This window comes from Cellulomonas sp. Marseille-Q8402, assembly GCF_965119525.1.
Genome location: NZ_CBCPLX010000002.1, coordinates 68,897 through 82,414, shown reverse-complemented (window position 1 = coordinate 82,414; position 13,518 = coordinate 68,897). Strand labels below are relative to the sequence as shown.

The window sequence follows — 13,518 nt, the reverse complement described above, 5'->3', positions numbered from 1 at the left end:
CGTGAGCCGGATCCTCGTCGTCGACAACTACGACTCCTTCGTCTACACGATCGTCGGGTACCTCGACCAGCTCGGGGCGGAGACGGTCGTCGTGCGCAACGACGCCGTCCCGCCGCTGTCCGAGCGGGGCGACTTCGACGGCGTGCTCATCTCGCCGGGGCCGGGCACGCCGTCCGAGGCCGGCGCCTCGATCGACGTCATCCGCGACTGCGCGGAGACCGGCACCCCGATGCTCGGCGTCTGCCTGGGCCACCAGGCGCTCGGCGAGGTGTTCGGCGGCACCGTCACGCACGCGCCCGAGCTCATGCACGGCAAGACCAGCCTCGTCTCGCACGACGGCGAGGGCGTGTTCGACGGGCTGCCGACGCCGTTCACCGCGACCCGCTACCACTCGCTGGCCGTGGTCGACGGCACCGCGTCCGACGACCTGGTCGTCACCGCGCGCGCCAACGGCATCATCATGGGCCTCCAGCACCGGACGCTGCCCCTGCACGGCGTGCAGTTCCACCCGGAGTCGGTGCTGACCGAGGGCGGGCACCGGCTGTTCGCGAACTGGCTGGCGCTCACGGGGGAGACGGACGCGGTCGCCCGCTCCGCCGGCCTCCACCCCCTCGTCCGCCCCTGACCCCCCGGCGTGCGACGGGCGCCGCCGCCGCCCGCCGCCCGCCGCCCGCCGCCCGCCGCCCGCCCCGGCCGGGCCCTCCGCTGACACCACCCGTCGTCGAGGTAGTGCGACCCGCTCGAGGTAGTGCGGTGCGCCGCACTACCTCGACGAGATCGCACTACCTGGGCGGGTGGGGAAAGTCGCGCGGGGGGAGGAGGGGAGGATCCGCTTCATCAGGGGGTGTGCCGCGACGACCGACGCGGTTGTGGACGGGGACGGTGGCCTTCATCTGGGGACGACGAAAGCGTGTGCTCGTCCCCGGCTCGCAGGGTGGGGGGATGCAACCCGGATCCGCGAGCACGGCGTCAGCGTCCCGACCGAGTGTGGGGGCGGGTGATCGGTGCCCACCCGCGCGGCGGCCACCCGCGACGGGTGCTCGGCCCGAGGTGCCCGGGGTGGTGCGCCACGACCAGCCTGCCCCCGGACGAGCCTGCACGCCCGACGACGACGGGGTGGCCTGGTGAGAGTTCGGCACGGTGTGTATGCCGCACCACCGCCCGTCGGACCGTCGTGGATGAGCGACCGCCATCGGCTGCTCGCGCTCGCAGCGGCTGTCCACGTCACCCGGGCGGCGCCGCACTGGTTCAGCCACGAGACGGCGGCGATGCTCTGGGGCTGTGATCTGGCTCCGGTGCCGACCACGGTCGACGTCACGGGGTCGGTCAACTCCCAGGTCAAGGGGAACCGCGAGGCAGGCGTGCGCCGCCACTGGACATCCCGGACCGACCGGCTCGACGAGGTACGCCACGACCTCGGGCTCCCGGTGTCATCGCTCGAACGCACGGTCCTCGACTGCGCGTCGTCTCTGCCCGTCGGGAGAGCGTTGGTCATCGCGGACTCCGCCCTGCGGCTGGGCGCCGATCCGCTGCGACTCGCGCACATGATCACCAGAGCCGGAGGCGACCGGGGCATCCGCCGTGCTCGCCGCGTCGTCACGCTCGCGGACGCCCGGTCCGAGTCCGCCGGGGAGACGCTCGTGCGGCACGCGATCGTCGACGCGGGACTCCCTGCGCCGGAACCTCAGGTCGCGGTGCGCACCCGGCTCGGCTGGCGGTGGGTCGACCTCGGGTGGCGCGACGCCATGGTGGCGGTCGAGTTCGACGGTCGCGGGAAGTACGGCGACGTCGCCGCCGCGGTCGTCGCGGCCTTCGCCGAGGAGCGACGACGCCAGGCGGCGATCGAGGACGAGGGGTGGCAGGTCATCCGCTTCACCTGGGAAGACCTCGCCCGACCGCAAGACCTCACCGACCGCGTCGCGCGCACGCTGCGCCGGGCGGCCTACCGCCGCCGAGGTAGTGCGGTCTCGTCGAGGTAGTGCGGTCTCGTCGACGTAGTGCGCCAGATCGCACTACGTGGAGCAGATCTCACTACCTCGGCGAACGCGGGGCGGAGGCGGGGCGAACGCGGGGCGGGGGCGGGACGGAGGCGGGGCGGAGGCGGGGGCGTGCACGCGGGAGGCGGGCGGAGGGGGTGGGACGACGGAGGCCCCGTCCTCCGGGGGGACGGGGCCTGCGTCGGCGGCGGGGCGGTCAGTCCTCGTCGCCGCCGCCGCCGGTGCTGTTGCCGGGGCCGCCCGTGGGGTTCGGGCCGGAGGACAGGGTGAGCGTCACCGTGTTCCCGATCCGGGCCGTCTGGCCGGGGGCGGGCGAGGACGTCAGGACCGTGCCGACGGGCTGGTTGGACGGCTCGTCGGAGGCGATCGAGTCGACCACCAGGCCGAGCCCCTGCAGCTGGGCCGTCGCGTCGGCCTCGGTCTTGCCGACGATGTCGGTCGGGATGGTGACCGTCGTCGGCGCCGTGGCGATGGTCAGCGTGATCACCGTGCGCTGCGGGAGCAGGCCGCTGCGGTCCTGGCGGATGACCCGGCCCGCCTCGACGGTCGCGCTCTCCTCCGTGCCGATCGACGACCCGAGGTTCAGCGCGGTGAGCGCCGCGACGGCCTCGTCCTGCGTCTGGCCGGCCAGGTCGCCGAGCTCGACGTTGCCGGACGCGATCAGCAGCGTGACCGCGGAGCCGTCCGCGACGGACTGGCCGCTCGCGGGGTCGGTGCGCAGCACGCGGTCCGCGGGCTGTGCCGGGTCGTTCTCCTCCTGGACGCTGCCGACGGTCAGGCCGGCGTCTTCGAGCTGGGCGCGCGCCGCCTCCTGGGTGAGCCCCGAGACGTCGGGCACGGCGACGGAGTTCGGGCCGGTGGAGACCCAGAACTCGATGGTCGAGCCCTCCTCGGCCTCGGTGCCGCCGGCGGGGTCGCTGCGGGTGACGGTGCCCTCGGGCTGGTCGGCGCTCGCCTCGGCCTGCCGCGTGTACTCGAACCCGGCGGCCTGCAGCTGGGCGACGGCATCCGCCTCGGCCAGGCCGGCGATCGTCGGCACGGTGGTGGTCGCCGCCGGTTCCTCGCCGTCGCCGCGCAGCAGCAGCCAGAGGATGCCGCCGATCGCCACGGCCGCGACGATGCTCAGCGTGATCCAGAGCCAGCGCTTGGACTTCTGCTCGTCCTCGGGATCCTCGCCGTTCTGCGCGGGCAGCACGGAGGTGCCGGGGCCGGTGGGCGCCCACGCGGGGGCGTCGCCGGGCAGGACCTGGGTGGCGGCCGGGTCGGGGCTGAGCACCTGGGTAGCGGCGCCGGCGCCCAGCACGGCCGGGACGGCCGGCGCGTTGACCTGCTGACCGCGGGCGGCGGCCTCGAGGTCGGCGCGGAACTCGGCGGCGGTGGAGTAGCGGGCGTCGCGCTCCTTGGCGAGGGCCTTGGCGCAGATGCGGTCGAGCACCTCGGGCACGTCGGACGCGACGCTCGACGGCGCGGGCGCGATCTCGCGCACGTGCTGGTAGGCCACGGCGACGGGGGAGTCGCCGATGAACGGCGGCCGGCCGGTGAGCAGCTCGAACAGCAGGCAGCCGGCGGAGTACAGGTCGGAGCGGGCGTCGACGGTCTCGCCGCGCGCCTGCTCGGGGGACAGGTACTGCGCGGTGCCGATCACGGCCTGCGTCTGCGTCATGGTCGCGGCGGAGTCGGCCAGCGCGCGGGCGATGCCGAAGTCCATCACCTTGACCGCGCCGGTCGGCGTCAGCATGACGTTCGCGGGCTTGATGTCCCGGTGCACGATGCCGGCGTGGTGGGAGTACTCGAGGGCCGACAGCACGCCGGCGGTGATCTCGATGGCCTCCTCGATCGGCACGGCCTGCCCGTCACGGAGGATGTCGCGGACGGTGTGCCCCTCGACGTACTCCATGACGATGAACGGCACGTGCGCGACGGCGCCCGTCGGCTCGGTGTAGGTGTCCTCGCCGGTGTCGTACACGGCGACGATCGCGGGGTGGTTCAGCGCGGCGGCGGCCTGCGCCTCGCGACGGAACCGCGCCTGGAAGGACGGGTCGCGCGCGAGGTCGGAGCGCAGGATCTTGATGGCCACGGTGCGTCCCAGGCGCGTGTCGTGCCCGATGTGCACCTCGGCCATGCCACCGCGGCCGATGAGCTCACCGACCTCGTACCGTCCGGCGAGGATCCGGGATCCGTCGTCCACCACTAGGCGTCCTTCGCTGTCGTCGTCTGCGCGTCCGGCGCGGTTGCGCCGGGCTGTGCTCGCCAGATCATCCCACCCTCGCTGTCCGCGCGGGCGTACCCGGCGGTGCTGACGGGGCTGAGCGACCCCGTGTCACCCGTCAGGCGGTCCGCGAGGGCGGCGCCGAGCAGCGCCACCACGAGGACCGCCAGGACGAGCAGGGGCCACCGCACGTGGAACCGGCCGTTGCCGGCCCCGGCCTGGATCCGGGCGTGCGCCCGGGTGGTGGGCTGGCTGTGCGCGCCGTCGCGGGCGCTGGTGGCCCGGTAGGTCGGCGTGCGGTCGTCGCGCCGGGACCGGGGCTGCTCGCCCGTGGGTCGGCCGGTGCGGGGGTCGAAGGACGGCGGCGCGGCGGCCGTCGTGTCCGCGGGGGTCGACGAGGACCCGCGCACGCGCATCGCGCCGGCCTCGCTGGGCCGGGAGCCCGCGCGCTCGCGCCGGGCCGGGTCGACGGCGGGGCGTCCGCCGGAGCCCGCCGAGGGACGCGGCGTCGCGGACCGCCCCGGCACGATCGACACCGGCGCGCTCCCGCCCGCGGGGGTGTGCGGCACCAGGGCGTCGAACATCCGCGCGAGCTCCTCGGCGTCGCGCGGCCGCTGCGAGGGGTCCTTGGCGAGCAGCCGCATGACGAGCGCGGCGATCTGCCGGTCCACCGACGGGGGCAGCGGCGGGACGGGCGTGTTGACGTGCGCCACGGCGATGTCGACGGCGGTGGGTCCGGTGAACGGCCGGTGCCCGACGAGCGCCTCGTACGCGACGATGCCGAGCGCGTAGAGGTCGGACGCGGCGGTCGCCGGCCCGCCGACGGCCTGCTCCGGGGACAGGTACTGGGCGGTGCCCATGACCATGCCGGTCGCGGTCATCGGCACCTGGTTGCTGGACAGCGAGACGCCGAAGTCGGTGATCTTCACCTTGCCGGTCGGCGTGATGAGGATGTTGCCGGGCTTGACGTCGCGGTGCACCACGCCGGCCTCGTGCGCGGCGTGCAGGGCGCGTGCGGTCTGCGCCAGGATCGGCAGCAGCCGTCGCGGGGGCAGCACGGGCTCGCGCTCGAGCAGGTCGCTCATGGGCTCGCCGACGATCAGCTCCATGGCGAGGAACGCCGAGCCGTCCTGCTCGCCGTAGTCGAACAGCGCGGCGATGCCGGCGTGCGACAGGCTGCCGGCGTTGCGGGCCTCGGTGCGGAACCGCTCGAGGAACCCGCTGTCGCCGGCGTACTCCTCGCGCAGGACCTTGATCGCGATGTCGCGCGCCAGCGACTCGTCGTGGGCGGCCCACACCTCGCCCATGCCGCCGACGGCGATCTGGTGCGTGAGGCGGTAGCGCCCGCCGAGGACGACGCCCGGGGCCGGCCTCACTGCCCCATCACCGCCTGCATGACCGCGCGGGCGATCGGCGCGGCGACGCGGCCGCCGGTGGCCTCCGAGCCGACGGACCCGCCGTGCTCGACGATGACGGCGACGGCCACCTGCGGGTCGTCGGCCGGCGCGAACCCGGTGAACCAGGCGTGCGGGGACTCGCCCTCGACGCCGGTCTGCGCGGTGCCGGTCTTGCCGGCGACCTGGACGCCGGAGATCTGGGCGGCGGTGCCGGAGCCCGACTGCACGACGCTCACCATCATGTCCGTGAGCTGCTGCGCGGTCGCGGGGGAGACGGCGTCGGACAGCTGCTCGGGCTGGGCCTCGCTGATGACGTCGAGGTCGGCGGTCCGCACGGTCTGCACGAGGTACGGCGTCATCAGCGCGCCGTCGTTCGCGATGGCCGCGGCGACCATGGCCATCTGGGTGGGCGTCGCGCGCACCGACTCCTGGCCGATCGCCGACAGCGCGGTCTGGGCCGCGTTCGGGTCCTCGGGATAGGTGGACTGCGCGACGCGCATCGGGACGGTGAGGTCGGCCTGGTCGAAGCCGAACCGCTCGGCCTGCTCGCGGATCGCGTCGTCGCCGAGGTCGGCGCCGAGCGAGGCGAACGCGGTGTTGCACGAGATCCGCAGCGCGTCCGCGAGGGTCGTCTGCTCGTTCGCGCCGCAGGAGCTGCCGCCGAAGTTCGGCAGCGTCGTCCGGGTGCCGGGCAGCGTGTAGAGGTCGGGCGCGGACAGCACGGACTCGGGGGTGTAGCTGCCCGACTCCAGCGCCGCCGCCGCGGTGACCAGCTTGAACGTCGATCCCGGCGGGTAGTTCTCGCTGGTCGTCTTGTTGACGAGCGGGTCGCCCTCGGCCGCCAGCAGCTGCTGGTAGGCCGCGCTCGCCGCCGTCGTGTCGTGCGTGGCCAGGGCGTTCGGGTCGAACCCGGGCGTCGAGACCATCGCGAGGATCTTGCCGGTCGACGGCTCGATCGCGACGACCGCCCCCTGCTGCCCGGCGAGCGCGTCGAGCGCCGCCTGCTGGGCCGCGGGGTCGATCGTCAGCTCGATCGACGAGCCCTGCGGCTGCGCGCCGGTGATCAGCTGCTGCACCCGGGTCCAGAACAGGGAGTCGGCCTCGCCCGTCAGCACGTCGTTCATGGCGCGCTCGAGCTGCGTCCCGCCGTTCACGATCGAGTAGAACCCGGTGACGGTGGAGTAGAGCTCGGCCTGCGAGTAGGCGCGCTGGAACCCGTACGGGTCGTCGACGGGCGTCGACTGCGCGACGGGCTGGCCGGCGACGATGATCGGGCCGCGGGGCTTGCCGTACTCGCGGTACAGGGTGCGGACGTTGCGCGAGTCGTTGTTCAGCGCGGACGCCTGCCCGAACTGGACCCACGTGGTGCCGCCGAGCAGGGCGAGGAACATGATCACGACGACCGTCGACAGCCGGCGCAGGGCGGTGTTCACGACGCACCACCCCCGGTCGTCCGGCGCAGGCGCTCGGTCGGCTGGTCGTCGCCGCTGGTGTCGCGCGGTCCCTCGGCCGGCCCGGCGACCGCGACGGGGTTGCGCGCGTCGGAGTCCAGCGGGATCCCGCCGGACGGCGTGGTCAGCAGGTCGCCGCCGGGCTCGGGGGCCGGGCGGCGCGCGTCGTCGGAGATGCGGAGCAGCAGGGCGGCGATCGTCCAGTTCGCGAGCAGGGACGAGCCGCCGTACGCGAGGAACGGCGTGGTCAGGCCGGTGAGCGGGATGATCCGCGTGATGCCGCCGACGACCACGAAGCACTGGAACGCGATGACGAACGCGAGGCCGGCGGCCAGCAGCTTGCCGAAGCCGTCCCGCACGCCGATGGCCGTGCGCAGGCCGCGCTGGCAGAGCACCAGGTAGATCACGAGGATCGCCATCAGACCGGTGAGCCCGAGCTCCTCGCCCAGCGAGGCGATGATGAAGTCCGACTCCGCGAACGGCACGAGGTCGGGCCGGCCCTGGCCCCAGCCGGTGCCGAACAGCCCGCCGCTGGCCAGGCCGAACAGGCCGCGGACCAGCTGGCCGGAGCCGCCGGGGTGCTGGTCGAACACCTCGGGGTCGAGCGCGTGCTGCCAGATGTGGAACCGGGCCGCGACGTGCCCGAACGTCGCCGTGGCGAGGACGACCCCGCCGGCGAACAGGAGCAGGCCGATGACGATCCAGGACAGCCGCTCGGTGGCGACGTAGAGCATCGCGACGAACAGACCGAAGAACAGCAGCGACGTGCCGAGGTCGCTCTGGAACACGAGGACCGCGATCGACACCGCCCAGACCACGACGATCGGGCCGAGGTCGCGCAGGCGCGGCAGCTGCAGCCCGAGCACCTTGGGCCCGGCCAGCGCCAGGGTGTCGCGGTGCGTCACGAGGTAGCCGGCGAAGAACACCGCGAGGGCGATCTTGGCGAGTTCGGCGGGCTGCAGGGAGAACCCGAGCGCGCGGATCCAGATGCGCGCGCCGTTGATCTCGACGCCCAGGCCGGGGATCAGCGGCAGCAGGATCAGGCCGAGCGCCGCGACCATCGCCGTGTAGGTGTACCGACGCAGCGTCCGGTGGTCGCGCAGGACGACCAGCACCACGCAGGCGAGGCCGACGGAGATCGCGGACCAGGCGAGCTGCCGCCCCGCGAACATCTCGGTGCCGCCGCGGGCCTCCCGGGCGAGGTCGATGCGGTAGATCATCGCCAGGCCGATGCCGTTGAGCGCGATCACCGCGGGCAGGATCACCGGGTCCGCGTACGGCGCGCGCCAGCGCAGCACGAGGTGCACGACCAGCGCGAGGCCGGCGAGCCCCGCTCCGTAGCCGAGGACGTCGGCAGGCAGCTCGTCGGTCACGCCGAGCCCGACCAGCGCGTACGCCGCGATCGCGATCGCCAGGGCCAGGACCAGGAGCCCGAGCTCCGTGCCGCGGCCGGCGCGCACGCGGTGCGCCTCCACCGTGGCCATCAGGGCGCCACCGGTGCGGTCGTGGCGGTCGTGGTGGCAGGGGCGCTGGGGGTGGGGGAAGGAGTCGGGTCGGCCTCGGCCGCCGCGTCCTCGGCGAGGGCCTCGACCCGCGCGCGCGCCTCGGTCAGCGAGGCGGTGTGGATGGTCTGCTCGACCCGCTCGCGGACGAAGGCGGGGAGGTCGTCGACGGCGACCTCGGACTGCTCGACCACGTCGGACAGCGTGAGCGGGCCGACCGACTGCGGGATGCCGCGGTAGATCGCGACGACCTCCCCGTCGACCCCGACGTAGTACTGGGTCTGCGTCCAGCGGTAGAACCCGACGGCCGCGGCAGCCAGGACCACGACCGCGAGCAGCGAGAGCAGGACCCGGCGGGTGCGCCGCCGGCGACGGGTGCGGCGCTCGTCCGCGTCCTCGTCGTCCTCCGCGTCGTCCTCGTCCACCACGGGCACGCCGGCGCCCGGGGTGCTGGCGGCGGCCTGGCGCGCGAGCTCGGCGGCCCGGGCCGCGGGCCCGTCCTGGGCCGAGGTGGGCCGGTTGCGGGACACGGCGGCCGAGCCGACGACCACGGCGTTCGTGGTCGGGCCCGCGCCGTCGCGCACCTGGTCGAGCTCGAGCACGTCGGCCACGACGACCGTGACGTTGTCGCCGCCGCCCGCGCGGAGCGCGAGCTGCACCAGGCGCTCGGCGCACGTGTCGACGTCGGGGAGCTCGAACAGCGTCCGCGCGATGGTCTCGCCGCTGACGAAGCCGGACAGCCCGTCCGAGCACAGCAGCCAGCGGTCGCCGGGTCGCGCCTCGCGGACGGACAGGTCGGGGGCGATGTCGACGTCGAAGTCGCCGAGGACGCGCATGACGACCGAGCGCTGCGGGTGGTGCTCGGCCTCCTCCGGCGTGATCTTGCCGGTGTTGACCAGGTGCTGCACGAAGGTGTGGTCGGTGGTGACCTGCGTCAGGACGCCGTCGCGCAGCAGGTAGCCGCGGGAGTCGCCGAGGTGCACCATGGCCAGCTTGTTGCCGGCGCGCAGGATCGCGGTGACCGTCGTGCCCATGCCGGCGAGCTCCGGGTTGACCTCGGAGCGGGTGATGATCTCCTCGCGGGCCTCCTCGAGCGCGCGCTCGAGCTCGTCCAGCGCGTCGTCCGGGCCGTGCGACTCGCCGTCCAGGGGAGCGAGCGCGGCGATCGCGACCGAGGACGCGACGTCCCCGCCGGCGTGCCCGCCCATGCCGTCGGCCACGACCAGCAGGTGCGGGCCGGCGTAGGCCGAGTCCTGGTTGTTGGACCGGACCAGACCGACGTCGGACCGGGCGGCGTAGCGCAGCGCGATGCTCACGGTCCCCGCTACCCCTGCAGCTCGAGGACGCTCTGGCCGATGCGGATCTGCGACCCCGCGCGCACCGGCATCGCGGCGGTGACCGGCTGCTCGTCGAGGAACGTGCCGTTGGTCGACCCCATGTCCTCGACGAGCCACTGCCCGCCCTCGGGGAACACGCGCGCGTGCCGCGAGGAGGAGTAGTCGTCGTCGAGGACCAGCGTGCAGGACGGCGCCCGGCCGATCAGGACGGCGGACGAGCCCAGCGGGAGGGTCGTGCCGCGCAGCGGGCCCTCGGTGACCACCAGGCGGGTCGGCCCGGCACGGCGGCCGCGGCCCTTGTCCGGCGCGGGAGCCGCCGGGGTGCCGGCCGCGGGTGCGGGGGCGGGCCGGCCGGGGCGGCGCCGGTTCACGATGCGGGTCCCGTACAGGTCCCGGCGCAGCACGCCGATCGCGGACACCACGAAGGCCCACAGGAGCACCAGGTACCCCAGGCGCAGCAGGGTGACCGTCAGCTCACTCATGCGTGCCCTGCGTGCCGTCGTTCACTCGTCCAGTTCCTGTCCGTCGCCGTCGCCGGTCCAGAACATGATGCGGGTCCGCCCGATGGTCAGCGTGTTGCCGTCGAGGAGTGTCGCCGCCGGGACCTGGTGACCCTCGACGAACAGGCCGTTGGTCGACCCGAGGTCCGAGGCCACGACGCCCTGCGAGGACACCCGGATCTCCAGGTGGCGACGCGAGACCCCGGGGTCGTCCACCACGATGTCGGCCTCCGAGCCGCGGCCGATGACCGTGACCGGGCCGGTCAGCAGGTACCGCTGGCCGTCGATGTCGATGAGCGGGTGCCGCGGGCTGGGCGCCGCGGTCGTCGCCGGGGCGGCCGCGCCGCGCACCGTCGCCGACTTCACGCGGAACCGGCCGGTCTCGAGGTCCTCGTACTCGTGGAACGCGACGGTCACCGGCCCGACGAACGCGTACCGCTGGCCGGTCGCGTGCTCGGTGACGTTCGCGGCGAGCTCGTCCGCCAGGGCCTCGGCGCCCCAGGCCTCGACCTGGTCGTAGTCCCCGGGGGAGAGCTCCAGGGTGAACTCGTTCGGCACGACCGTGCGGTCCCGGCCGACCACGGCGGCGCGGTCGTCGACCTCGCGGCGCAGGGCGCTCGCCAGCTCGACGGGCTTCACCTCGCTGCGGAAGGCCTTGGCGAACGCGGTGTTCACGACGCGCTCCACACCGTGCTCGAACCGGTCCAGGATGCCCACGCCCACCACCTCCTCACCGCACGCGTGTACCGCCGAGCACCCGGGTGGTGCCGACATCCTGCGTAGATGGTAGCCACGCGGTCGGTCTCCGGCCCGCCCCTGTGGACGGCGGCGCGGCGCGGACCTGGTGAACGAGCTGCGCGAGGGGGTGTGGGAGATGTGCGTGCGGCAGGCGCCTGACCGGGGCCGGAGGTGCCGCTGGAGGGGCGCCCAGGGGGTGGTCAGGAGCGACCCCCGGATCGTGCTAATCTTCTGCGGCGCGCGAGTGGCGGAACGGCAGACGCGCTGGCTTCAGGTGCCAGTGTCCGAAAGGGCGTGCGGGTTCAAATCCCGCCTCGCGCACATCACCGGAACCCCCGGTCGGAGAGATCCGACCGGGGGTTTCCTCGTCTGCGGCGTTCAGGAGCGGTCGACGTCCGACAGGGTCACGGACCCGGGAAGCCCGTCAGGCGCGCCCGCGATCCGGCTGAACGACGTGGCGCCGGGTGGCTGCTCGAACGCTCCTGGCCCGACGACGGTGTACGAACCGCTGACGTCCTCCTCGAGGTAGAGGACGTACCGGAAGCCAGGATGCAGCTCCAGCGGCACAGCCGGGTCGAGCGCCAACCAGATCGGGTCGTCCGCCGGTGCGGCGCCCGCGAGTGTCGAGGTGACGGAGAGCTGCACCAGCGGACGTTCGTCGGTGCCCGCCTGCCTCTGCGCGACACCGGTGACCACGAGCGCGGCGTCCTCAGCCAGAGCATCGAGCGTGTCGTATTCCCGCCACGAGTCCGGGGGCGTCGGCTCGGCGGCGCGCGCGCAGCCGGTGACCAGCAGGAGCAGGCCCACCGTCCCGAGCGCACCGCCGTGCTGCACCGGAGCTACACCGTCGTCGGCTCGAGCGCGGGGTCGGTACGGGGGTGCGGCCGTGGTGCCGGAGCGACCGTCTGCGGGAACTGCCGCCGCCCGGCCCGATGGCTCGGCATCTCCACCGCCCGGTACAGCACCTCGGCGAGCGCGACGGTGATCGCCAGCGCGAGCAACCCGCCGAGGACCAGCTGTCCGGGGGTCCCTCCGGGCAGCACGGCCACGAGCGGCGCGAGCACCAGCAGGACGGGCTGGTGCAGCAGGTAGAAGCTGAACGACCGGGCGCCGAACCGCTCCAGCGTGGTGCCACCCAGGGCGCGGCCGACCGGCCCCGCCAGCAGCAGGACGGCGCTCGCCCCGGCGGCGGCCCACGTGACCCCGGTGACGATGCCGAGGTTCAGCGTCGAGGTCCCGAGCGCGACCAGGGTCGCCACCGCGAACGTCACCAGCGAACGACGCGTCGACCAGGCGAAGCCCGCCCGGATCACCACGGCGCAGGCCATGCCGGCGACGAACTGGTCCAGCCGAGCCGGGACGACCAGGTCCGACCCGAGCGGTGCCGGACCGCCCAGAGCACCCGCCGACCGCCAGACCAGGTCAAGCACGATGGCTCCGACCAGGACCGGCACGATCCCCCAGCGCCGCCAGGCCAGGACCAGCAACGGGAACAGCAGGTACAGCTGCGCCTCCAGCGCGACCGACCACAGCGACCCGTTGATCGTGCCGACCTCGCCGGGAACCCACGCCTGGCCGGTGACCAGGTGCAGCAGCACGTCACCGAACGTGGCCTGCCGGGCGACGGTGAGGTGCCAGGTCGCCGGCAGCAGCGCCAGGACCGCGGCGATCGCGAGGGCGACGTAGTACGGGGGCAGGATCCGCCACGCCCGGCGACCGTAGAACGAGGGAACGCGCAGGCCCCGGCGGTGCCCGGCCAACGGCAACGCGAGGCAGAACCCCGAGATGACGATGAACACGTCCACTCCGTGCGCACCGGCGGCGATCAGCTGCGGGAGCTTGCCCGGCAGGTCGAGGAAGCCCCAGTACCCGCCGATGTGGCACACGAACACCGCGATCGCGGCCAGTCCGCGCAGCGCGTCGACGCCCTCGACACGGGTGCTGCTGGTGGTCTCGATCGTCACGACGCCCCCTGGGTGACCGGCTCCCGCCGCCGGACGCGCTACCGTGCACGCCGGGTTCGGACCTTACGGACAAGTCGGGCAAACCGGGCGTGAATGTCGGGCATTCACCCGTTTGGATGCGCCGATTTGCCTCGGTCGGCGGTACGGCAGCGGAGTTCGGGACGCCGCCACCTGCGGCGAGGTCGATATGTGGCGCCTGAGACACATCCGTCTCGCGGTCGGCCGGTCGGCTGAAGTCCGCCGCCTCGGCGGAATGGGCCGAACCGGTGAGCACAGCAACCCGAATGGATGAACTCGAATTAGTTCACCCACGCGATTGTCGCGGCGCCGGTAGGCAGAGCGCGGCGGCCCGACCGCACGAGCGGTCAGGCGTCACGAGCCGAGGGGGACCCGATGCGGGGTCGGTTGCGTGCGGTTGTCGTC

General features: G+C 74.0%; 11 protein-coding genes and 1 tRNA gene. 3 read left to right on the top strand and 9 right to left on the bottom strand.

Annotated elements, in window-relative coordinates; all coding sequences use genetic code 11:
- Position 1: 1 nt before the first annotated feature.
- Both ACWPWW_RS11445 and ACWPWW_RS11440 read left to right on the top strand, forming a co-directional pair.
- Positions 2–625 carry an aminodeoxychorismate/anthranilate synthase component II gene (locus tag ACWPWW_RS11445; protein ID WP_454050505.1) on the top strand — a complete coding sequence of 208 codons (624 nt, stop codon included), beginning with the start codon at positions 2–4 and terminating at the stop codon, positions 623–625.
- A gap of 553 nt (positions 626–1,178) precedes the next feature.
- Positions 1,179–1,979, top strand: coding sequence for a type IV toxin-antitoxin system AbiEi family antitoxin domain-containing protein (locus ACWPWW_RS11440; RefSeq protein WP_454050504.1), 801 nt, complete (start codon positions 1,179–1,181; stop codon positions 1,977–1,979).
- A 214-nt stretch (positions 1,980–2,193) separates the two neighbouring features.
- Here the strand turns inward: ACWPWW_RS11440 and pknB are convergent, their stop codons facing one another.
- The 7 genes from pknB to ACWPWW_RS11405 are packed head-to-tail and all read right to left on the bottom strand — an operon-like array spanning position 2,194 to position 11,110.
- Positions 2,194–4,188 carry a Stk1 family PASTA domain-containing Ser/Thr kinase gene (gene pknB, locus ACWPWW_RS11435; RefSeq protein ID WP_454050503.1) on the bottom strand — a complete coding sequence of 665 codons (1,995 nt, stop codon included), beginning with the start codon at positions 4,186–4,188 and terminating at the stop codon, positions 2,194–2,196.
- Entirely contained in the window at positions 4,188–5,582 is a 1,395-nt protein-coding gene (locus tag ACWPWW_RS11430; RefSeq protein WP_454050502.1) for a protein kinase domain-containing protein, read from the bottom strand. The genes pknB and ACWPWW_RS11430 overlap by 1 nt, the downstream gene beginning before the upstream one ends.
- Positions 5,579–7,036: a peptidoglycan D,D-transpeptidase FtsI family protein gene (locus ACWPWW_RS11425; protein ID WP_454050501.1), complete on the bottom strand. Its 1,458-nt coding sequence runs from the start codon at positions 7,034–7,036 to the stop codon at positions 5,579–5,581. The genes ACWPWW_RS11430 and ACWPWW_RS11425 overlap by 4 nt, the downstream gene beginning before the upstream one ends.
- Positions 7,033–8,538, bottom strand: coding sequence for an FtsW/RodA/SpoVE family cell cycle protein (locus ACWPWW_RS11420; protein WP_454050500.1), 1,506 nt, complete (start codon positions 8,536–8,538; stop codon positions 7,033–7,035). The genes ACWPWW_RS11425 and ACWPWW_RS11420 overlap by 4 nt, the downstream gene beginning before the upstream one ends.
- The gene (locus ACWPWW_RS11415) at positions 8,538–9,872 is read right to left on the bottom strand and encodes a Stp1/IreP family PP2C-type Ser/Thr phosphatase (protein WP_454050499.1); all 1,335 of its coding nucleotides are present in this window, start codon (positions 9,870–9,872) and stop codon (positions 8,538–8,540) included. The genes ACWPWW_RS11420 and ACWPWW_RS11415 overlap by 1 nt, the downstream gene beginning before the upstream one ends.
- A gap of 8 nt (positions 9,873–9,880) precedes the next feature.
- Complete coding sequence (locus ACWPWW_RS11410; RefSeq protein WP_454050498.1) at positions 9,881–10,375, bottom strand: FHA domain-containing protein FhaB/FipA; 495 nt, start codon at positions 10,373–10,375, stop codon at positions 9,881–9,883.
- A gap of 21 nt (positions 10,376–10,396) precedes the next feature.
- Entirely contained in the window at positions 10,397–11,110 is a 714-nt protein-coding gene (locus ACWPWW_RS11405; protein ID WP_454050497.1) for an FhaA domain-containing protein, read from the bottom strand.
- Positions 11,111–11,369: 259 nt separating this feature from the next.
- Between ACWPWW_RS11405 and ACWPWW_RS11400 the strand changes: the two genes are divergently transcribed.
- Positions 11,370–11,452 (top strand) — tRNA-Leu (locus ACWPWW_RS11400).
- 57 nt (positions 11,453–11,509) lie between these two features.
- Here the strand turns inward: ACWPWW_RS11400 and ACWPWW_RS11395 are convergent.
- Positions 11,510–11,965 carry a hypothetical protein gene (locus ACWPWW_RS11395; protein ID WP_454050496.1) on the bottom strand — a complete coding sequence of 152 codons (456 nt, stop codon included), beginning with the start codon at positions 11,963–11,965 and terminating at the stop codon, positions 11,510–11,512.
- Positions 11,966–11,970: 5 nt separating this feature from the next.
- Positions 11,971–13,095 carry an acyltransferase family protein gene (locus ACWPWW_RS11390; protein ID WP_454050495.1) on the bottom strand — a complete coding sequence of 375 codons (1,125 nt, stop codon included), beginning with the start codon at positions 13,093–13,095 and terminating at the stop codon, positions 11,971–11,973.
- Between the last annotated feature and the right edge of the window lie 423 nt (positions 13,096–13,518).